General features: G+C 30.5%; 16 protein-coding genes, 1 pseudogene and 1 riboswitch. All 17 genes and pseudogenes read right to left on the minus strand.

Annotation, left to right across the window (positions count from 1 at the left end):
• Nucleotides 1-53 precede the first annotated feature (53 nt).
• The gene (gene hpt / locus IC218_RS11560; protein WP_227433716.1) at nt 54-593 is read right to left on the minus strand and encodes a hypoxanthine phosphoribosyltransferase; all 540 of its coding nucleotides are present in this window, start codon (nt 591-593) and stop codon (nt 54-56) included.
• Nucleotides 594-908: 315 nt separating this feature from the next.
• Nucleotides 909-2,216: a serine dehydratase subunit alpha family protein gene (locus IC218_RS11565; protein WP_227824477.1), complete on the minus strand. Its 1,308-nt coding sequence runs from the start codon at nt 2,214-2,216 to the stop codon at nt 909-911.
• A gap of 409 nt (nt 2,217-2,625) precedes the next feature.
• Nucleotides 2,626-4,401, minus strand: a complete 1,776-nt coding sequence (locus IC218_RS11570) for a sigma-54 interaction domain-containing protein (RefSeq protein ID WP_227824478.1) — start codon at nt 4,399-4,401, stop codon at nt 2,626-2,628.
• Nucleotides 4,402-4,612: 211 nt separating this feature from the next.
• On the minus strand, nt 4,613-5,182 hold the full coding sequence (locus IC218_RS11575) for a class I SAM-dependent methyltransferase (RefSeq protein ID WP_227433713.1): 570 nt from the start codon (nt 5,180-5,182) through the stop codon (nt 4,613-4,615).
• 183 nt (nt 5,183-5,365) lie between these two features.
• Nucleotides 5,366-6,001 (minus strand): single-stranded DNA-binding protein, encoded by a 636-nt coding sequence (locus IC218_RS11580; RefSeq protein ID WP_227433712.1) that lies wholly within the window; start codon nt 5,999-6,001, stop codon nt 5,366-5,368.
• A gap of 644 nt (nt 6,002-6,645) precedes the next feature.
• Nucleotides 6,646-7,527 carry a TSUP family transporter gene (locus IC218_RS11585; protein WP_227433711.1) on the minus strand — a complete coding sequence of 294 codons (882 nt, stop codon included), beginning with the start codon at nt 7,525-7,527 and terminating at the stop codon, nt 6,646-6,648.
• 118 nt (nt 7,528-7,645) lie between these two features.
• On the minus strand, nt 7,646-8,653 hold the full coding sequence (locus IC218_RS11590; RefSeq protein WP_227824479.1) for a proline racemase: 1,008 nt from the start codon (nt 8,651-8,653) through the stop codon (nt 7,646-7,648).
• Between the two features lie 19 nt (nt 8,654-8,672).
• Complete coding sequence (locus IC218_RS11595) at nt 8,673-9,146, minus strand: glycine/sarcosine/betaine reductase component B subunit (RefSeq protein WP_413927327.1); 474 nt, start codon at nt 9,144-9,146, stop codon at nt 8,673-8,675.
• Nucleotides 9,147-9,172: 26 nt separating this feature from the next.
• Entirely contained in the window at nt 9,173-9,640 is a 468-nt protein-coding gene (locus IC218_RS21930; RefSeq protein WP_003422094.1) for a glycine/sarcosine/betaine reductase component B subunit, read from the minus strand.
• Nucleotides 9,641-9,654: 14 nt separating this feature from the next.
• Nucleotides 9,655-10,413, minus strand: a complete 759-nt coding sequence (gene prdD / locus IC218_RS21935; RefSeq protein WP_255287823.1) for a proline reductase cluster protein PrdD — start codon at nt 10,411-10,413, stop codon at nt 9,655-9,657.
• Between the two features lie 79 nt (nt 10,414-10,492).
• A complete protein-coding gene (prdB, locus tag IC218_RS11605) occupies nt 10,493-11,218 on the minus strand; it encodes a D-proline reductase (dithiol) protein PrdB (RefSeq protein WP_079739805.1) in 726 nt (241 codons plus the stop codon).
• 40 nt (nt 11,219-11,258) lie between these two features.
• Entirely contained in the window at nt 11,259-11,552 is a 294-nt protein-coding gene (locus tag IC218_RS11610; RefSeq protein ID WP_227433709.1) for a CBO2463/CBO2479 domain-containing protein, read from the minus strand.
• Nucleotides 11,553-11,633: 81 nt separating this feature from the next.
• Entirely contained in the window at nt 11,634-13,511 is a 1,878-nt protein-coding gene (gene prdA, locus IC218_RS11615; RefSeq protein ID WP_227824481.1) for a D-proline reductase (dithiol) proprotein PrdA, read from the minus strand.
• Nucleotides 13,512-13,821: 310 nt separating this feature from the next.
• Nucleotides 13,822-14,083 (minus strand): annotated as a pseudogene (locus tag IC218_RS22225) (D-proline reductase (dithiol) proprotein PrdA); the annotation flags it as partial.
• Nucleotides 14,084-14,525: 442 nt separating this feature from the next.
• Nucleotides 14,526-16,286, minus strand: a complete 1,761-nt coding sequence (prdR, locus tag IC218_RS11625) for a sigma-54 dependent transcriptional regulator PrdR (protein ID WP_227433706.1) — start codon at nt 16,284-16,286, stop codon at nt 14,526-14,528.
• Between the two features lie 355 nt (nt 16,287-16,641).
• The gene (locus IC218_RS11630; RefSeq protein WP_227824483.1) at nt 16,642-18,801 is read right to left on the minus strand and encodes a Cys-Gln thioester bond-forming surface protein; all 2,160 of its coding nucleotides are present in this window, start codon (nt 18,799-18,801) and stop codon (nt 16,642-16,644) included.
• A gap of 589 nt (nt 18,802-19,390) precedes the next feature.
• A riboswitch (cyclic di-GMP riboswitch) is annotated at nt 19,391-19,476 on the minus strand.
• Between the two features lie 463 nt (nt 19,477-19,939).
• On the minus strand, nt 19,940-21,253 hold the full coding sequence (gene prdC / locus IC218_RS11635; RefSeq protein ID WP_227433704.1) for a proline reductase-associated electron transfer protein PrdC: 1,314 nt from the start codon (nt 21,251-21,253) through the stop codon (nt 19,940-19,942).
• Nucleotides 21,254-21,399 lie beyond the last annotated feature (146 nt).

A 21,399-nucleotide genomic window follows, 5' to 3' on the forward strand; every position in this document is an offset into this window, starting at 1 on the left:
TCAATATAATTTATCAAAATCATATCGAGATACCTATAAAATTAAATAATTGCTTATCTATCTTCATCAGTTACATTAAATATATAAGGAACATTCCTATAGTAATCCCCAAAATCAAATCCATATCCTACTACGAATTTGTCTTCTATCTCAAACCCACAATAATCTGGTACTAAATCAACCTTTCTTCTGCTTGGCTTGTCTAAAAGTACACAACATTTTAAACTAGCAGGATTTTTAGCTTTTAGATGCTTTAAAACAAAATCCATAGTTAAGGCAGAGTCAGTAATATCGTCTACAACCAATACATCATATCCTTTTATATCAGTAGTTACATCTGAAACAACCTTAACTGTTCCAGTGCTTTCTTCACTGTTTCCATAACTAGAAGTAGTCATAAAGTTGACTCTAAGAGGTAAATTTATATTTCTAACTAAATCTGCACAAAATATAAAACTTCCTTTTAGTAGAGACACAATCATAAGATTTTTATCTTTGTAGTCCTTCTCTATAATTGCTCCTAATTCTTTTAATTTATCATTAATTTTTTCTTCTGAATACAATACTTCCCATTTTTTTGTTTCTATATCCATAAAAAGACCTCCAATTGTAATAATCCTTCTTAATTTTATAAGAGATTGCTCACTTTTTCAATACTCTTATTCAATATTAGCCAATATTATTGAGTTTTTAAGTATATTCAACAATTATTAACAAGATATTATCTATTTTAAGTAAATCATATATCTCTACTAAATCATATACTATATATTTTAGACAAAAAAGAAAAAACTTGCACTAGCAAGTTTTTCCCATTTATACATAATCATAATTTATTAGAGGGTACTAATTAAATTTATTTATATCACCTTTACTATATATTGCAATATAAGAAATATTGTAATACATTAATCAACTTTATTCATGTCATTCATTACATTTAATATTATCTCATCTGTTATAGACATACCTTTATCACTTACTCTTCCTAAGTTTTGTATACTTTGCTCAACACTTGAACCAACTATACCATTTAATGGTGGTACAAAACAGTCTTGCTTAGCTATTATAGCACTTTGTATTGCAGCAGATGCAGCAGATGATAATTTTAATGCACAACCAGCTTTTGCTCCGTCACATATCATTCCACTTAAGTCAGCTATCATATTTTCTATTGCACCTTCTATTTGTTTTTCGCTTCCATCCATAAGCCAAGATATACCAGCAGTTGCTCCAGTAGATGCTGCAACTCCACAGCCACATACAGCAGATAATCTACCTGTATAATTTTTAATATAACCAGTTACTAAATGAGATATAGCTAAAGCTTTTGCTAGTCTTTCATCAGATTGTGGGAATTTTTTGTTGTAAGCAACAATTGGAAGAATTGCTGTTAATCCGTGATTTCCACTACCATTTGAACTCATAACAGGCATTTTTACTCCTGCCATTCTTGCATCTGAAGCTCCAGCAGTTAACATCATTGCATAGTTTATAACATCATTACCTAAAAGACCTTCTTCCATAGACTTTTTGATTCCGTATCCAACACCAATTCCAGTCTTTTGTTTCAATCCATATTCAGCCATTTCTTCATTCATTTTTACTCCATCTAGTAAAAACTCTATATCTTTAAAATCAATGCCTTCTACATTCTTTATTAATTCTTGTATAGTTACAGTATCCATTAAGCTCTCAACTTTTTCTGCTGAAGCATTTGAAACTGATACTTTTGGTTCATTATCCAATAATACTTCTCCATCTTTTTCTAAAAATGTAAAGTTATCATGTTTAGTTCTTATTCTAACTTTAGCATTATGATTTACTCCTTTTAATGCAACTTCTATAAAAACTTTCTCTCTTGTATCAGCAGGTGTTATTGATAAAGGAGTATTGTCCATATAATCTTCTGCTATTTTAACTTCTTCCTTTGTTAAAGTTTCTAATACACTTAATCCATTTTCAGAGTGTCCTCCTATTATCCCTAGAGCTGCTGCTATTTTTAATCCTAATCTTTCAGTTCCTGGTATACCTACACACATACCATTTTTATAGATACTAGGGCTAACTAACATATGATTTTCTACTATTTCTTCTCCTAGTAATTCTTTTGCCTTTGCACATGCTAGAGCTAAAGCTACTGGTTCAGTACATCCTACTGCTGGTTTAACCTCTGCTTTTAACATTTCCACTAATTCTTTTCTTATATCTCTCATTATATATAAACCTCCCAATTAAGTTTAATTTTAGTACTTAAATAATTTTATTAAATAATTTCTTATCTATATTTATAGCAAAATACATGCCACATTTTTTATTTTTTTCAATTTTTTCACTTTGATATTGTATATCCATTGAAATAACTGCTTTTAATTATATTTTTTTTTACTCAGATATAGATTTTATATTTTTTTTACTCGCTAAATAGACGACAATTTCGCAAAAAGACAAAAAAAAATCTCAAAATGAGATTCTATATCATTTTGAGACGATTATTATTTTAATAGTTACTATTTTTTAGATTCTCAGGATTTAAGCATCCACTACTCTTTATAGACTATTGTTATTTGTTTACATTTAAATTTTATATCACTTTTTATTGTATTCTTATATTACTTTATATCACTAAGAAATTATATTGTATTTTTCAATTTTTCTATATAATGTGGCTCTTGATATTCCAAGTGCCTTGGCTGTTAATTCTTTATCTCTTTTATAATCTTTGTATTTATTTAAAGCTTTTATTATCTCAATTTTCTCAAGTTCTTCTAATGGAATTATCTTATCACTTCTAACTTCTAATTCTTCTATTGATGTATTTTTAATCTTCTGAGGAATTACATTCATCGTAATTATTGGAGATGAAGACATATTCACACTGTATTCAATAATATTCTGCAATTCTCTTATATTCCCTGGCCACCTATATTCAATCATAGCATCGACAACCCTAGTATCTATATCGATAACATTTTTATCTAGTTTTTTTGAGTATTCTCTAATCATATGCTTTATTATAAGTGGTATATCATCTTTTCTTTCTCTTAAACTTGGGAGCTTTATTGGTATGACATTTAATCTATAATATAAATCTTCTCTAAAAGTTTCATTCTGAACCATTTTTTCTAAATCTTTATTTGTCGCAGCAATAATTCTTACATCTATAAGAACATTAGATTTACTACCAATCTTGTTGAGCTCTTTTTCTTGTAATACCCTCAACAACTTTGACTGTAAATGCAAGCTCATATCTCCTATTTCATCTAAAAATATACTTCCTTTATGGGCTATTTCAAACATACCAAGTTTTCCACCTTTTTTAGCCCCTGTAAAAGCACCTTCTTCATATCCAAATAATTCACTCTCTAATAAATTATCTGGTATCGCTGCACAGTTTACAGCTATAAAAGGATTATCTACCCTATTACTATGGTTGTGTATAGCTCTTGCAAATAGCTCTTTACCTGTTCCACTTTCACCAGTAATAAGTACTGTTGAAGTAGATTTAGAAGCCATTAAGGCTTCTTTTTTTGAATTTCTTATAGCTATACTCTCTCCAATTATATTTTCCAGTTTTATCTTATAATCTTTATTCATCTTATTGTAGTTTTTTATAGCATCTCTTTTATCTATAAAGTCAATAACATATCCTTTTAGTTCATTTTTTAATATTATTTTATTGATGTTATATATCCCTTTTGAATCATATCCGTATCTCCTATAAAAAAAGCTACATGATTTGTCCTTCTTAAAGTTATTTATAGAAGGTTTCTTTATAAAATCTAGCTCAGTGAATATATCTTTCCCAGTTATATTGTCCTTTAGATTGAAAAGCTCTTTAAACTTTGAATTATATTTATCAATCTTACCATCTACATCAATGGACACAACAGCTTTATCCATATTGTTTAATAAAGTCTCTAATTTTTTCTTTTCTAATTCTAGTTCGTATGTTTTAATTTGAGCTTTTAGTTTATTGGATATCAAGTCTGCCATCTTACATAAAAAGTTTATAAGTCCACTTTTATTATTTTCTATAATCTGTGCTTGTTCTTTCGTAAATGCTATAAGACCTATAACACCATGAGACTCTCCATCACATATAATTGGGCAACATACTTCTGCAAACTCCACACAGACATTATTTTTATAACATTCTCTACATATATCACTGCTCTTTGGGTCATCAATTAGTATTGTAATTTGTTCTGTAAGTGACTTTTTAAAAGCTGTATATTTATCTACTTTTTCACCTATTTTATCTACATATATACCTGTACCCGCAATCCTAAATAAGTCTCTATTTACTATAGTTACATCTATATTGAGTACTGAAACTATAGCTTCAGCTATGTTCTGAATATCAGATTTTATATATTCTAAATCTATCATAGTTATCATTCCTTATTTTTTCTTAACATAAGTATTTGTCTTATTTCCTTAAGGATTAAATATATCTTATTTAAAGTAAATTGAATTGACATTAGGATTACAAAGAGCATAACAATTATTATTAACTCATAATTTATTTCCATATCTACATCTCCTTATAACAAAAGACTAGGCTTAACCTAGTCTTTTATATTATATCCATATTTATATTTTAACTCATTTATCTTCTTTTTCCCACATAAATATATTTTAATTTATTTGACTCTTTAATCATACCATCAAAATTTAATCTTGAAAATATATTAAATACTTCATGTGGATAGTGAATCTTTGCTACAGAACCACAAAATTTATGCTTAAGATAGTTTAGTTTAACTTTTAAATTTTTTAAGTTTAAATCTTCTAATATAACCTCTCCATTACCTTTTAAAACTCTTTGTATTTCAGATGAAGCTTTTTCACAATCTGTAATAACATTAAATTGGTCTACTATTATTATCTTGTTGAACTGATTATCATCAAACGGCAAAAACTCTAACTTACCTTTAACTACATTGCAATTTTCATTATATACTAAAGAATAACATACATCTTCATAGTTACTATTCTCTAGTATAGTCACAGAAGTACCAAGACCTCTTAATCTCTTGCCTAGGTTTCCTATATGGCCAACAAGCAATATTTTATCCCCTACATTATACTCAATTGTATCCAAAAAACATTCTAATTCATCAGATGTATATTTAGCTTTAACTGGCTGTCTATTTATCTGATATAATATGCTTTTCACAATGCTTCACCTCTTCATTTTCTCAATTATAAATTATGTACAGATTACATTATAATAAATGGCGAGCAACTATTCAAGAGATATTTCATTAGTATTTTTTTAAACAATCTTTATTTATTTTTAATATATTATTATAGCAAATTTATTAGTTTTTTTAATGAAAAAACAATATATTTTTAATATTTAATCATTATTATTTTCATCTAATTTTTTTATTTTTGATATAGATACTTCATATGCCATTTTTTTCACTACATTATCCTCATCTATTTTTTTCTCATACTCTCTACTTTGAACTCTACCCCAAAGCTGTATTCTATCACCAACTTTTAAGTTTTTTGCAAACTTTGCATTTCTCCCCCAAACTATTGATGGTATATAATCAGATTTATTATAAGGTCTGTTTATAGCTACCAATAAATCAGTTATTTCCCTTCCTAAAGGAGTTTTCCTATACACAGGCTCTTTACATACATACCCATCTAGAAATATGCTGTTTGGGTCTTTATTTTCCTCTTCTATAGCCTTTATTTCTCTAACAAATACTGTAAGCACTAATCTATTTTTATTATTTAAGGTTTTATTATATGATCTCAATTGACCTACAACATTGACTAAATTTTGTTTATTGATATCAATATCTTGAAGAAGTCTCTCTGACACAGTCATAGGAAGTGTATCAAAGGAATCACTTAGTCTGTTTATCTTTATTTTCACATTATAAAATTTCTCTCCAAATATCTCATGACTAAATTCTAGCTTATTGTCTAACTCCCCTCTTAAGTTTACTACGTTATTCTCATCTTTAACAGCTATCATATTTTATCCCTCCACAATTGTTAATTCTTATATTTCTGGTATCAGCTTATATAATAAATATATTTGTGAGTGATGTATTTTATTACAAATCTTTGATTGCTGTTTAAAACTTTTTATTTATTTATAAATTTCATTTAATCTTTTGATTTAAAGTTTGTAAAACTATTATGGATTCATACAATATATTATTTATTTTAATCAAAATTAATTATTAAATTACTCCTTATCTACTTTTAAGTCATATATAACTCAAGGCTAATTTATACACATAAGCAATATCAATATTTCAAATTAATTCAAATGATTCAGATAACTATCAAGTCATTATAAACTCAATTTTCTTCAATTATAAGTTATATTCGACTTATTATACTAATATTTTTGTTAATATACATCAATATATTAACTTTTTTTCTTATATCTAGTATTAAATTTAAATATTTAACTTCAGTTTACACCTTAACTTTAGAAAATATAGCTATATTTATACTTAATTTACTAAACTTATATATATATTGTATAATTGGCACACTAATTGCTTTATATAATTATATCTAATAAATAAAAAACTGCCTTAGAACATTAATATTAACGTTCCAAAGCAGTTTATAATTTTTATTGTTAGCTGTAATATTTAATAAATACTAAGCAGTCTTTTTATTTTTATTTGCAGCCATTATCATTGTAGCAGAAGTGTAAGCTATAACTATTATTACTAATGCTTTTAATATATCCATTGGTAAAGTTTTTACTATATATGCTGCTACGAAAACCCCTATTAAACCACAGATAGCTATTATAACTGATGCTTTTTTAGTATATGCATCTTCTTTTATGAATTTCATACTTGCAACTGGCATTAATAATGCACAAGAACCCATAACTATTGGGAACGCAACTTTTGCAGACATTCCTAAGAAGTAAACCATTGCCATACCTGGAGCATATAGTCCTATACCAGCTGTCATTAAAGCACCTAGTATAAAGTTACCTACTACACCTATTACTAACTTAACACCAGTAAGACCTAATTCATTTCCTCCACCTGGTAATACATTAACCCAAGGATGACCTAATAACATTAATATTGCTGTTAATGCTAGAGTCACACCCATAACCATTTGTATCTTTCTTTCGTCCATTTTAGCTATTATTCCTGCACCTATATATGAACCAACTGCTGCTGCTACAACCATAGATACTAGAGTTACACCATCAACTGGTATGATTGATGTAAATATAAATGCTTCAGTAACAACTGGAATAGTATGTGCTACGTTTAACGTACCAGGCATTTTCTTATCTGGTATGTTTAATTTTAAAGCTTTTGACATTGCTATTGTTGGAGCAAATGAGCCTATTCCTAATGTATCAAAAAAATCTGTTATAAATCCTGTTACAGCAACTTTTGGAGTACTTTGTTCTTCTAGTTTCCCCTCTTTGTTTGCTTTAGCTACGTCTTTACCAAATACAACTGCAAAGATTGCTGCGAATACTACGTATAATGCCTTTAAGATTGCTACCATAATCCATCCTCCTGTTTTTTTATTTTTTTATATATTCTGAATCTTATAGCCTAAAAGCTATAGAATAGTAACCAGCAAGAGGTTACTATTCTATTTTAATTTCCCAATTTATTTGTTTCTATTTAAGAATAAATCCATGTTTAAGTGGATCTTCTTCATCTATTACAAAGTGATTAAATCCAGTTATATAAGCAGAACCACTTATTTTAGGTACTACAGCATTGAAATCTGCAACTTTAGTTTCTTCAACTATTTCACCTTTGAATAAAGTTCCTAATATACTTTCATATACGAATTTTTCTCCTACTTTTAATTCACCTTTAGCATGTAAAGTAGCTAATTTAGCACTTGTTCCAGTTCCACATGGAGATCTGTCAACTTGACCTTGACCAAATATAACTACGTTTTTGTAAGTAGCTTCTGGATGAGTTGGCTCATCATATATTTCAACTAAATCTACAGTTTTTATATGAGCTAAAGTTGGATGTTGTATTTCTATTTTTTCGTTTATTATATCTCTAAGTTTCATAGCTAGTTCAGTTAATTTACCAGCATTTTGAGGTTCTATTTTTAAACCTAATTGACTTGCATGTATTATAGCAAAGAAGCTTCCACCAAATGATATATCAAATTTAACTATTCCAACACCTGGTAAGTCAACTTCAACACCTTCTTTATATAAGAAAGCTGGTACGTTTAAGAATGATACTTCTTTAGCTTTTCCATCTACAACTGTAACATCCCCTCTTATTATTCCTGCTGGAGCTTCCATAACTACATGAGTTATAGGCTCTACTGCTGGAACTACACCTGTTTCTATAGCTGCTGTCATAGCTCCTATTGTACCATGGCCACACATGTTAAGGTATCCGCCACCGTCCATGAAGATTATTCCAAAGTCAGCATCTGGGCAACAAGGTTGAGTCATTACAGAACCAAACATATCATTATGTCCTCTTGGCTCTAACATTATAGCAGTTCTTAAATAATCTAGATTTTTTTCTAAATATTCTTTTTTCTCAGGCATAGAATTTCCTTTTATGTTAGGTATTCCACCTACAACTATTCTAGTTGCTTCTCCTGCTGTATGAGAGTCTATAGCTTGTATACTTCTGCTAAATTTCATATCAAATTCCCCCTTAGGTTTATTTTGCGTTTTTACGCATTTTTAGTTTTAGAAAAGCTAATGCTTTTTTTACATCAACTTCATCCAAGTGATTGTCTCCAACTACTTCTGTTTCTATGTAGCCTGTTGTCTTTTTATAATCAATTATGGTAGCTTTATCTAAGTACTGATTGGTAACTACTAGACCATCTGCTCCCATAATAGTAAGACCTACTGTAAGTATGTCTGATTTTACAAACTCTGATATAGCATTTGTAAAATCAATATGCTGGTTTCCTGCCATATCTAAGGTTATAATCACTCCATCAGGTCGCAATGCTTCAACCCATCTTCCAAGCCTGGCTGATAAAAAGGATTTCCATTCATTGTGCTCTGATGTACCAACTACAACTACTCCTAGCAAATCTACATCAGGATCATTGTCTATTAAATCAAGTAATGGGTCTCTAAAAATCTGAAGTGATGTGTTTTTCATTGATGTAGAAATTCCCACAAAACTCATCCCCTTACTTAAATTTTTTATCCATGCTTTCTCATTTTTAATTTTAAAAATGCCAAAGCTTTTTTAGCATCAATCTCATTTGTGTTGTTTTCTCCAACAACTTCTGTCTCAATACCTTCTTTTGATTTGTTCATATCAACTATGGTATCCATATATTGATTGCTTACAACAAACTTAGCTTGAGTACCATTAAATGTTACTCCAACTACAGGTATATCTCTTTTTCCTATTTCTTCAAATGTATTAGCATAGTCAACATGTGAGTTTCCCCAACCATCTGAAGAGACTATAGCTCCATCTACTCTCATAGCTTCCAGCCAAGCAGCTGTTCTCTGTCCTACAAAAGTTTTATTTTCATTTCCATCTGGAGTTCCTACTACTATTACTCCAAGTAAATCTACATCTTTATCACTTTCAACTATATCCAAAAGTGGGTCTCTAAAGTGATGAAGAGATGTTTCTTTTGTTGAAGGTCCTATTCCCATAATATCCACCTCTCTTAAGTCATAGCTCTAAGGGCACCATCTCTATATTCATTAGGAGATATAATCATAGGTACATTTCCCATATCTATAATTGATGTTCCTCCTTCAAAACCACTAGGTTCCTTTGAGAATAACTGATTGTCATACATAGCCCCTTGACCTGCTATTTGTTTTACTATGACAACCTTTTTTGCATTTGGTCGAATTTTGTCAAAATATTCACGAACTTGAGTAGCATTTCTTCCGTCTTCCATTTTCAAAGACGTTCTTATTTCTTGTATAAAATCATCACATGCTTTAAATGCTGCAAGTGGAAGTGTTCTTTCAAAAGGTAAACCTCCCTTAAGAGTTACATCCACATGGATTATATAGTCTTCAACTGATGGAGTCCCATATCTACCAAACACCATTTGTTCACTCAAAATTCCTTCTGAAGAACCAAATTCATGCATTTGATTTCCATCTTCGTCTGCACCAGTTAGCATTACATATACACCAGTTAAAGTATGTGTAATTCCCTCTCCCAATCTGCCTAAAACTTTGGTTGATATTGGTATAATGTCCATAATAGTATTAATTTCCCTGTCATAGTCTCCAGGTTTTATAATATCTACTTTTATATCTGTTATTAAATCTTCTCTTGCTTTTATTTCATCTATACTTGATAAATCAATTGTAAGTACATCTTTCTTTATAGAAGTTTTTGAACCGAAATTAACTTCATTCATATGAAACGGTTTTATAACAAGTCTTCTCATTATTTTTTCTTCCATAATAGCCACCTTTGTTCTTAAAACCCCTCTCCTAATTATGTAGGAGAAGGGTTTTGTATTTTCAAATATAAATTACATTTTAAACGTGAGCTTTATATTCGTATGGTAATGGAACTATCTTACCAGCAGATGGTATAGCAACTAATTGCTCTAATGTATCTCTTAATATATGTGTTTGCATTTCTATGTTATGTGGTTCACCAGCATTAGCACCCATTGGAACTAATGGAGCAACTGCTCTAGGAGTTCCGTTTTGTCTAACTACTGGAGGAAGAGCTGCGATTATTATTGTAGGTATTCCAGCTTCCTCTATTGCTCTCTGCACGATCACGGCAGTTCTATGGCAAGTACCTCAGCCAGCTGTCATGACTACACCGTCTACTCCCTCTTCTTTAAGTTTAGCAGCGATAGCAGGACCAGTTTCTTCAGTGAAGACATGTTGGTTTCCTCCACCACCCATGAATGCATAGTGCATAGGAGCTACTGCTTTTATAAATCCTTCTGCAGCTAATTCATGTAATCTATCTATAGGGAACATACAGTTTATATCTTTATTTACATCTCCATTATCGTATCCACCATGTGATACCATCATTTCATCAACTGTAGCTGTGTTAGGTACAGCTCTAAAAGTAGTATCTCCTGCTAGATTGAATCTCTTGTCAGATTTTAAGTGAACACCAGCTGCTGTAGCTAAAGCTATAGTCATATCTTTTAATTCTTTAGTTACAGGAGTCCAAACTGGAGGAGGTGTTATTGGAACAAATATTTCAGATTGAAGTCCTTGTACTGTTGTAAGGCTCATATATTTCCTCTCCCTTCTATTTTCAAACGATTAATTATTATTATTTTTCTTCTTCTTGCTTCTTTTTAGCTTGCATTTCTGCTTGCTTTTCTTTTTCTCTCCTAATATTTTCTACATACTCATGATTAGGTTCTGGACTTAATACCTCAGGATAGCTTAGCATGAATCCAACCTCTTGACCTATCTTAAGTTCGTAGTCAGTTATAAGCATTCTATTAGGTATTTTAAATTGTCCAAGTCTACCTTTTAGGTCTATAGTTACTCCACCACCCATGATTTCGACTATAACACCCTCATAAAAAGTCTCTGATGAGATATATTTTAATCTATCCATTATAATTTTACCTCTCTATACTTATTTTAAACTTGGATCTAAATTTATATTGTTATCTAAATCTTAGTTATTATCTAAATTTTAGTTTTCGTCTTTTTCGTATATTTCTCTTCTCTTCTTACTCATTGGTAAAGATTGCTCATTATCTTCTAATACTATTTTTTCTCCTGTAGCTTTTTCTATAGCCTCTATGTTATTTAACTTAACATTTGGATTCCATTTTCTTTCAGGAGCTTTAACTTCTACACCTGCAATAGCATTTTTAAGCATAGCCATGATTCTTATAGCCTCTTCTGGAGCTAATGTATTGTTTGATAATATTTCATTTTCTATACCTTGCTTAGACTTGTTATTGTCTACCATGTGAGTCATGTATTTATTACCAACAACTAGAGCACCTTGAACTGCTGAATAAGTTACACCAACTACTGGTATACCTCTCATACCTATTTGCTCTATGTGAGATGCGAAATCTATATGGTTGTTTCCGAAACCTTCAGTAGTTACTACAGCTCCATCAACTTCCATAGCTTCAACTAACATACCTAATCTCTTAGATACATAGAATTTCTCAGCATTTACTTGTGGAGAACCAACAAATACAACACCTACTAAATCTATTTCTTCATCTTGCATAGCTCTTATTACTAATGGCTCTCTCCAGTAATGTCTTGACATTTCTTTTGATGCAGGTCCTATACAAGTTAATGCATGGATACCACCATCTAATACTTCAAGTGGAGATAATACAACTGGCATGTTTCCTAAGTCAACGTTTGGTTGAGCTCCTAATGTACCAACTGGTTCAACTGGTAATATTAAGTTATCATGCATTGCACCTTGTCCCATTATTTCTTTTATAACAACAACTTTCTTTTTACCTTCTCTTCTATATTGCTCGATTACTTCTTCGTCTACTACTAAAGAGTTGTCAACTTTCTTTAAAGCTTCTCTTATCTCTTGAGTTATATAATCAAAAGCACGGTGAGCAGCTAAAGGTCCTGGTCTTTCCATGTTAGTTCCAGCTTTTATTGTTACTTGACCTTTGATGAATATTTCACCTTTGTCAGCAGCACCTGGTCTACCCCACATTATAGTAGTGTTTAATTCACCTTCTGAAGAACCGAATTCACCTATTTGAACTCCATCTTCATCTGTACCAGTTAATACCATTATAGCTCCATCTATAACTCTTGTTATACCTGAACCTAATTCGCCTTCTTCTTTAGTAGCGATTGGTTGTATATCTAATACAGCCTCACTGTAAGTTTCATACTTATCAGGAGTTATTATTTCTAATTTAACATCAACAACTAATTCTTGAGTGTCATTAGCTTCCTTACATATTTCTGCTGCATTTCTGATGTATAAAGTAGTTCCTTCTATTTTAGTTTCATCAGCAAATTCAACTTTGTCTATTTTAAAGTGTTTTTTAGTTAAGCTTCTTAATAATTTCTTTTCTTCAGCTTTTGGAGCTACTTCTGCTACTGCACCTGCTACTGGAGCAGCAACGTTTGCTACTGGAGAAACAACTCCCGCTTGACCAGCTACTGATAAAGGTATTTCTAAGCTTATATCTTTACCTTCACCTATGTGTATTTTAACTGTTTCACCTAAAACTCCTGTGCTTACTGGCACTACTGCTTCTAAAGCTGCTGGAGCTTCTTCTACTACTGCTTCTTCTACTACTTCTTTAGCTTCTCCTGCTTTGTATCCTTCTACATTTTCTGTAGTCATTGGAGATAGAGCATCTAAAGTTTCTTTTAACTTAGCTCCTAGTACTTGACCTATAGTTAATCCATTTTCTGGTATTGTTAATAATCCAGAATCCTCTAAGTCTGCAAATATTGCTGGATCTTCTAAGTTTTCTGGTGCTATTATTGTTCCCGCTTCAAATCTACAACAACATACTGCTGGGTCATTTGCATGGGCTTGAGCTGTTTCTAAAGTTATTGACATAGTATAAAATACCTCCTTACATTATTTTCTTATTTATTATTTTAAATCTCGATTCCTCAACAGGTAACCCCTTAACTGAGGAATCAAGTAAATTAAAACCGGCTTTAATAGTTATATTTCAACTATTATTTTTGTGGTACTACTCCCATTTGAGCAGCTATTTTCAAAGGTATTTCTAAGTTTATATCTTTACCTTCTTTTATGTGTATTTTTATTACTTGACCTGTTGTAGCTTGAACTGTAGCACCTTGAGCTGGCGTTACTTGAGCTACTGGAGCTTCTACTTCTTTAGCAGATTCTTCAGCATCTGTTTTTGCTACTTTATATCCTTCTACATTATCTGTAGTCATTGGAGATAATGCATCTAAAGTTTTTGTTAATTTAGCTCCTAATACTTGACCAACTGTTAAATGATTTTCTGGAATAACTAATAATCCTGAATCTTCTAAATCTCCAAATATTGCTGGGTCTTCTAAGTTTTCTGGTGCTATTATTGTTCCTTCTTCAAATCTACAGCAGCATACTGCTGGATCATTTGCATGGGCTTGAGCTGTTTCTAAAGTTATTGACATAATAAAATGCCTCCTTCATTTGATTTTTAATTTATATTGATGCCCTAACACTCTTAATAATTAACATATTTACTGTTCCCTACTAACAGCCCTAAGTGTTAAAACTTTTCAACTTACATAAATCGTCATAATTAATACTATTTTTTTCTCATTTGAAGTCACTTTATATATAAGCAATTCCTATGCCAACTTATTAACAAAAAGATATTTTCTATAATACAACCTTCCTCTATCGCTATTTTTAGCCAAATATTATATAACTATTTATTTACAACACCCTGTTTTTTATGTTTGGAAACATTTTCTCAAAAGAAAAAAAGTGTCAATTAATCAACACTTTTTTATTTTTTTTAACACAGTCACATATATCATACTACTCCAAACATTGATTTTGCTTGGTTTCAAATTAAAGATTATTATTTTGTCAAAATTTAGTCATGTGTCATATTTTAGACACATCTATTTTATACTGATCTATCTTATAATATAACGTAGTTCTTGGTATGTTTAATATTTTAGCAGCTTTAGCTTTATTTCCATTAGACATTTTAAGTGCCTTTGTTATATTTTTTACTTCAATCTTTTGAGTAGCTTTCGTCAAATCTAGAGGATATTCTTCTTCCTCTGTATTGTTATTTCTAGAATCCATCATATAGCTTGGTACATCATCTACTTCTATTCTAGGATTTTGGGATAGGACAACAATATTTTCAATTGTGTTTTTTAATTCCCTTATATTCCCTTTCCATCTATAATTTTGAAATATATCAATTACATCTTTACTTATTGTAAGAACAGGCTTATTGTTTTGTTTGCATATTTCTTCCAAGAAACTATGCACTAATAATCCTATATCTTCTTTTCTCTCTCTAAGAGGTGGTATTTTTATTTCTACAACATTTAATCTATAATATAAATCTTCTCTAAATTTTTCTGCTTTTACCATTTTTTCTAAATCTTTATTAGTAGCTGATATTATTCTAGGATTTATTTTTATTGTAGTATCTCCACCAACTCGTCTTATTTCTTTTTCTTGCAATACTCTAAGCAATTTAGCTTGCATACTAAGAGGTAAATCTGCGATTTCATCCAAAAATACTGTTCCATCCTTCGCAAGTTCAAATATACCTATTCTACCTTTTTTACTTGCTCCAGTGAATGCACCTGATTCATAACCAAAAAATTCGCTCTCAAATAATTCATTTGGTATAGCACTACAGTTAACAGGTATAAATTGACCTTTTCTCTCACTATAATCATGAATAGCTCTAGCAAATACTTCTTTACCTGTACCACTTTCGCCCCAAATGAATATACTACTGTTGGTTCTAGCTACTTGTTTTGCAATCGCTTTCGATTTTTCCAATTTATAACTTTTACCTAAAATCTTGTCAAAGCTACCTTTAGATAAATTTTTTACTTCATCTTTTAAATATTTTAATGTATCATTTACTTTTTCAAGTTCAAGAGCTAATATCTTAGCTTCTGTAACGTCTACTTCAGTACATACAACACCAATGAATTCTTCTTTATAAAATATAGGATTTGCATGAACTAATGCATACATGTTTTCTTTTTTGTCAGTAAAATATAAATCACTCATACCGACTTTACTATTTAGTACTTTTTCTGAAATAGTATTTTCCAAAAACTCGTTCATCGGTCGACCCACTATGTCTTCAGACTTTATATCATACCTTTCTTCCATAAAATTATTCCATAAAATTACAACACCTTCATTATTTATAGCACAAATTCCTTCTTTAATCTGACCTATAATGTATTTTAAAGTTAATCCATAATCTTCTAAATGCATGTATAAATAATCTCTAATATGCTCTTGTTTCAAGACACCAATGATTTTATTATCTCTAAGCACAGGAAGAATACCTATATTTTTTAATATCATTATATCTCTACACTCATCTAAGGTTAAGCCTTCACTGACATATATAACATCTTTTTTCATTATAAGTTTTACTGGTTGGCCTTCATATTTTTTATGCATCTCATAAAGATTATGTATATCAGTCATAGATATAATTCCTTTTAATTCACTAGATGAATCTATTACCATTAGAGTTTTTGTATTACTTCTTATCATTTCTTTTATTGCACTTTCTATTTTTGTGTCTTCGTCTATAGTTGTAAATTTTGTATCCATTACTTCTTCTACTTTTTTTACTTCTGGTATCGAAAACATAAAGTCCCCCCTTTATAGTAGTACCTCATCAAAACTTATTTATATATATTTATTCTAGCATATTATAATAATAATTTATTGAATAATTAATATTAAAATTTCTTAAGAGATTAATATCTAAATTTGTATAATCACTAAAATTGACTTTTAATTCATACAAATAAAATCAAATGAATTATATACTTAGTACATTACTTTTTCAATACTATTTTCACCTTCAAACCATTTTTCTATTCATAAAACAGTTAGTGTACACTTTAAAATAAGTTATACTTACGCAAAAAAAATGTCTCAAAACGATTTTTAAATCAATTTGAGACAATGTATTTTTAAACTTAATAAATAATAATCTAGATTAATTTTTTGCTCTTTTACAATGATACCCTAATCCACAAATTGCAATTATACCAATAAATACATATGACATTATTTGAGTTTCGTCACCTGTTTTTGGTGATTTTACCACTGTATCATCTGTTGGTGGTACTGGTGGGTTTATTACTGTATCATCTGTTGATGGTACTGATGTATCTACCACTGTATCACTTGTTGGTGGTACTGGTGGATTTACCACAGTATCATCTGTTGGTGGCACTGGTGGGTTTATCACAGTATCATCTGTTGGTGGTACTGGTGGGTTTATCACAGTATCATCTGCTGGTGGCACTGGTGGATTTATCACTGTGTCATCTGTTGGTGGTGATGGCTTATGTCCATTTGAGTCTCCTCCTCCTGATGGTGGTACTGGTGGATTTACAGTATCATCTGTTGGTGGCACTGGTGGATTTACATCTGAACCTCCATCTGTTGGTAAACCTATATTAAAGTTAACTTCTTCACCATTCTTTTGTTCTATTGTATAACTCAATAAATTTTGCTTACTAGCTGGTAATAAAGATGAATGGTCTTTCTCTCCAAAATCAAAAACTGACTTATAATATTGAATAGCTTTAGGGAAAATATAATCATAAGATACTGCAGAGATATTAGCCTTTGAATCTGGCTTTTCAACACTTTTAAGTTTAAATTTATGTTGTGTTGAAACTTCTACTTCACCTGTACCTATTATATTGCCCTCTTCGTCATAGGCAGTTACTCCATTTGGCAATCTTAACTTAACTACACCACTATAACCCACTAAAGCTATAGCTTCTGTTTCATAAGTTCCATCTTCATTTTTATCAAATTTAATATCAGTTGAACCATTGCTTAGGCTAGGTTTTCCTGTATCATCTGGTTTTAGTTGTTTATGACCTGCATCTAACAATGCTTCTAAATAAGCTTTTATATTTATTGCTTGTTCTTTACCTTTTTGATATTCAACTTTTTCTTCTTCAGTCTTTGCACTTTCTATAAGTATATCATAAAAGTTTATACTTCCTTGATATTGTTTAAGTTTTGCTTGTTCATCCACTTGTCCAAGCATAATCCATATTGCACTTTGAGTTGCTGAATAAACTGCACCTTCATTTTCTTCTCCACCTAAATTGAACTGTTGTTTATATCCAAATCCATCAAATTCAGAACCTGCATAGATTATAGATTTAATTGCATCTTCATTTTTATTTTCTTGACCATTAAAATCTTCTGCTGGTAAATATGGACTCTTACCATCACTGGTTGGAGCTTTTAGATGATTATTATAACAAAATGCAGTTTGTTCGCCATCTTCTCCATCTATTATATATTTGTTATCTTTAGTACTTGCGCCTATAAGACCCTCTACTATATAATCAAAAGTTAACGTCTTTGTAATATCATCAAATCTTATATCATAATAAGGTCTATTTGAACCATCTTCTTTTAGTAAACATGTATTTTTTACTTTTGCTTTTTTATCATACCATAGATGTAAATTTTGATCTTTTGAAGTAAGTACTTGTCTAATTTCTGATTGTTCATCTGTTTTTACAGATTCTTCATCTTCCCAGAAATTATATACAATTTTAGTTATCTGAGATAAAGTCATATCAAGAATTTTCTCAATATTTTGCTTTAAGTTCATTTCTTCTACTACTAGTTCTTCTTCTGGAGTTTGTTCTTCTAAAGGCTGTTCTCCTTCTGGAGTTTGCCCCTCTGATGGTTGCTCTCCCTCTGGAGTTTGCCCCTCTGATGGTTGTTCTCCCTCTGGAGTTTGCCCCTCTGATGGTTGCTCTCCCTCTGGAGTTTGTCCCTCTGATGGTTGTTCCCCTTCTGGAGTTTGTCCCTCTGATGGTTGCTCTCCTTCTGGAGTTTGTCCCTCTGATGGTTGCTCTCCTTCTGGAGTTTGTCCCTCTGATGGTTGCTCTCCTTCTGGAGTTTGTCCCTCTGATGGTTGCTCTCCTTCTGGAGTTTGCCCCTCTGATGGTTGTTCTCCCTCTGGAGTTTGTCCCTCTGATGGCTTCTCACCATCAAGAACTACATCTTTGCCCTTCATTTCAGCAGCGTAAGATACTATTGGCGTAAATGTAGCAAATACCATACTAAAAGCGATGGCTAAACTAATTATGCTTGATTTTTTAATTTTTACTTTCAAAATTCTCCTGATACTAAAAATATATATTGTATCTATCTAATATAATTCAAAATATTATATTCTTGTATAGATTTGATTCCACAATACATCTTTAGCGTGTTCAATTAGGGTCGTTAATCCTAACCAGTTCTCTAATGAACTTCTTAATATTTCTATTAAGCACAGACTATATCATTACCTAATAATTAGGTACTCCCCATTTCCCCACACTTGTAGGTACGAGATTTCTCTCTAGTCGTTGAAGTTTCTTCTTTTCGAAGCTTACCTGCTGATTATCCATTTTTAAGGCACTTAGGATTTAACCTTATGCTATCTAACTAATTTTTTCTACTTTCGTAACCATCAAGTATCTATCAAATAGACACTCTATCACATCTATCCTTATTTCATGATTATGTTGTGGTTTAGTTAGCTTTAGGAACTTCCAGCAATTAAAGGAGTTTTGGGCAGATGTTCTGCCACTCTACACTCTTTATGAATGTAGGGAGCTATTTCAAAAATATATTTTATATTTATTTATATTTACTATGATTTATGTACTTTATTATATCTGTTTATATATTTTTGATAATTAAAAGTTACTCCTATTTATATTTATAGCAGGTTGCACTACTAACTCCATATATCCCTTAAGTGCCCAAATTTAAGATATACTTCAAAGTTTCTATAAATAGGTTTTTGTAATTTTTATTTTTTTAATATTTTGTTCAATGCTTTAACTCTTTAAGTGCACTTTTTATGAATGTATTAAAATACAAACTAATATTTCAAAATAATTTTTCTAATATAAGACAAAAATTCGTTTCTATACTAAAAAAGATACCATGGAGTATCTTTAAATAACACAAAAACTTTTACTCTATTGGATAGTTAACTAAATTTAATTTATATATGTCAACACAAATCACATACTTGAGCTTTACTATTTTTGTCTGATATAATTTTAATAGCTATTGTCATTATTATACAATATAGATTAATTTTTGTCTATTTTTTCCATTTCATTTATATATTTTATAAATTTAACTTATATATTACATAAAAAAACATCCTCAGAAGTAATTTTTAAGACTCACTTCTAAAGATGTTTTTATTATATGATTTTACATTAATTAATATATGATTTTACATTAATTAATTATTTTATTTTTAATCTTACGTCACCTTTTATTCTTCTTATTAATGGGTGATTAACTGTTCTCATTACATGGTCAGTTATATGATATACACCTAATTTTAATTTTGGTGCAGAACCCATTACTGTATTACTACAGTCAGTACAGTTACCTATTAATATAACTTCTGCTCCAGCTTTTTTAAATTCTATACATTTTTGAGCTTGTCCTGGACAGTGTCCTGGATTTTCACATTTTAATGCACCTTTTATTTCTTGAGCTTGTTTACATTTTTGAACTGATACTATATCAGTAACGCCCATTTTAGCTGCTATGTCTCTCATTCTTTCTTCGTTAGGTCCACATGCACAGACTAAAAGACCCATTTTTCTTTTTTCATTAACAAATGGCATAGTAACTATTATACCACCACTAGTTTTAGTTATTGGAGTATCTAAAGTAGTAGCTTTTCCTGTGAAAGGTCCTCCTAGGATTATTTCACCATATTCACCTTTTATTCCACCAGCTCTTTCAATTAATTCTCCAACAGTAGTTCCGATTGGCACATCTTCAAATACTATAGATTCTTTTCCACTGTTTAATTGACCAACTACAGTTATATTTTTAGATATAACTGGTCTTTTTTGCTCAACAGCTTCTACTATTCTAGTTAATGTTTCTACGTTTATTACTACTGCATTAGCTTCTGAAGGTAATTGAGTTGGCTCAAGTAATTTTCCTAGAACATCTCTTACTATAGCTCTCTCTTCTCCCATTGGGTACATATCAACTAGTTCAGCAACTTCTATATTGTCTCCTGGTTTTATTACTTTTTTGAATGCTGCTATTGCTTCTGGATGTTTGCTTTTTATTGCTAGCATACCTTTTCCAGCATTAGTAACTTCCATAGCATATTTTATACCTTTGTAAACTATTTCTGGATTTTCTTCTATTTCTTTTATGTTATGAGCTAGTAAAGGTTCACATTCAGCTGCATTTGCTAATATTGTTCCACCTTTTAAATCTATGTTTAATTTTATATGAGTAGGGAATCCTGCTCCACCCATTCCTACAACTCCAGCTTCTTTAATTAAGTCAAGTATACTTTCTCCTTTTAATGGTTCAAAAGTATCATCTTGTGCTTCATCAGCTTCAATTACTATAGCTTGGTCATTTATTTCACTTATTTTTCCACTAACACTGGCATAAATATTTGCTCCTAATCCAGCTGGTTCTGCGATTAGAGTTCCTTTTTTTACTACATCTCCAACACTTACTACTGGCTTATCTGGACCACCAACGTGTTGTTTTAATAAAATAGAATATAGTTTGTTCAACTAGTACGCCCCCTTAAATATATTAATTTTTTTTATAAGCTGTTCAAATAATATTAATCTTGTTTTTCTATTACAAGACTTTAACATATTGTTTATTTCTATAGAACATATCGCTTATTATCAAAGCAATTTCTATGCCAACTTTT

Origin of the sequence: Clostridioides sp. ES-S-0005-03, assembly GCF_020658455.1 — a bacterium.
Taxonomy (GTDB): Bacteria; Bacillota; Clostridia; order Peptostreptococcales; family Peptostreptococcaceae; genus Clostridioides.

Coding starts and splice junctions, on each gene's coding strand:
- hpt (WP_227433716.1), bottom strand. CDS start 593: ATGGATATAGAAACAAAAAAATGGGAAGTATTGTATTCAGAAGAAAAA.
- IC218_RS11565 (WP_227824477.1), bottom strand. CDS start 2,216: ATGAGAGATATAAGAAAAGAATTAGTGGAAATGTTAAAAGCAGAGGTT.
- IC218_RS11570 (WP_227824478.1), bottom strand. CDS start 4,401: ATGATAACTATGATAGATTTAGAATATATAAAATCTGATATTCAGAAC.
- IC218_RS11580 (WP_227433712.1), bottom strand. CDS start 6,001: ATGATAGCTGTTAAAGATGAGAATAACGTAGTAAACTTAAGAGGGGAG.
- IC218_RS11585 (WP_227433711.1), bottom strand. CDS start 7,527: ATGGTAGCAATCTTAAAGGCATTATACGTAGTATTCGCAGCAATCTTT.
- IC218_RS11590 (WP_227824479.1), bottom strand. CDS start 8,653: ATGAAATTTAGCAGAAGTATACAAGCTATAGACTCTCATACAGCAGGA.
- IC218_RS21930 (WP_003422094.1), bottom strand. CDS start 9,640: ATGGGAATAGGACCTTCAACAAAAGAAACATCTCTTCATCACTTTAGA.
- prdD (WP_255287823.1), bottom strand. CDS start 10,413: ATGGAAGAAAAAATAATGAGAAGACTTGTTATAAAACCGTTTCATATG.
- IC218_RS11610 (WP_227433709.1), bottom strand. CDS start 11,552: ATGGATAGATTAAAATATATCTCATCAGAGACTTTTTATGAGGGTGTT.
- prdA (WP_227824481.1), bottom strand. CDS start 13,511: ATGTCAATAACTTTAGAAACAGCTCAAGCCCATGCAAATGACCCAGCA.
- prdR (WP_227433706.1), bottom strand. CDS start 16,286: ATGTTTTCGATACCAGAAGTAAAAAAAGTAGAAGAAGTAATGGATACA.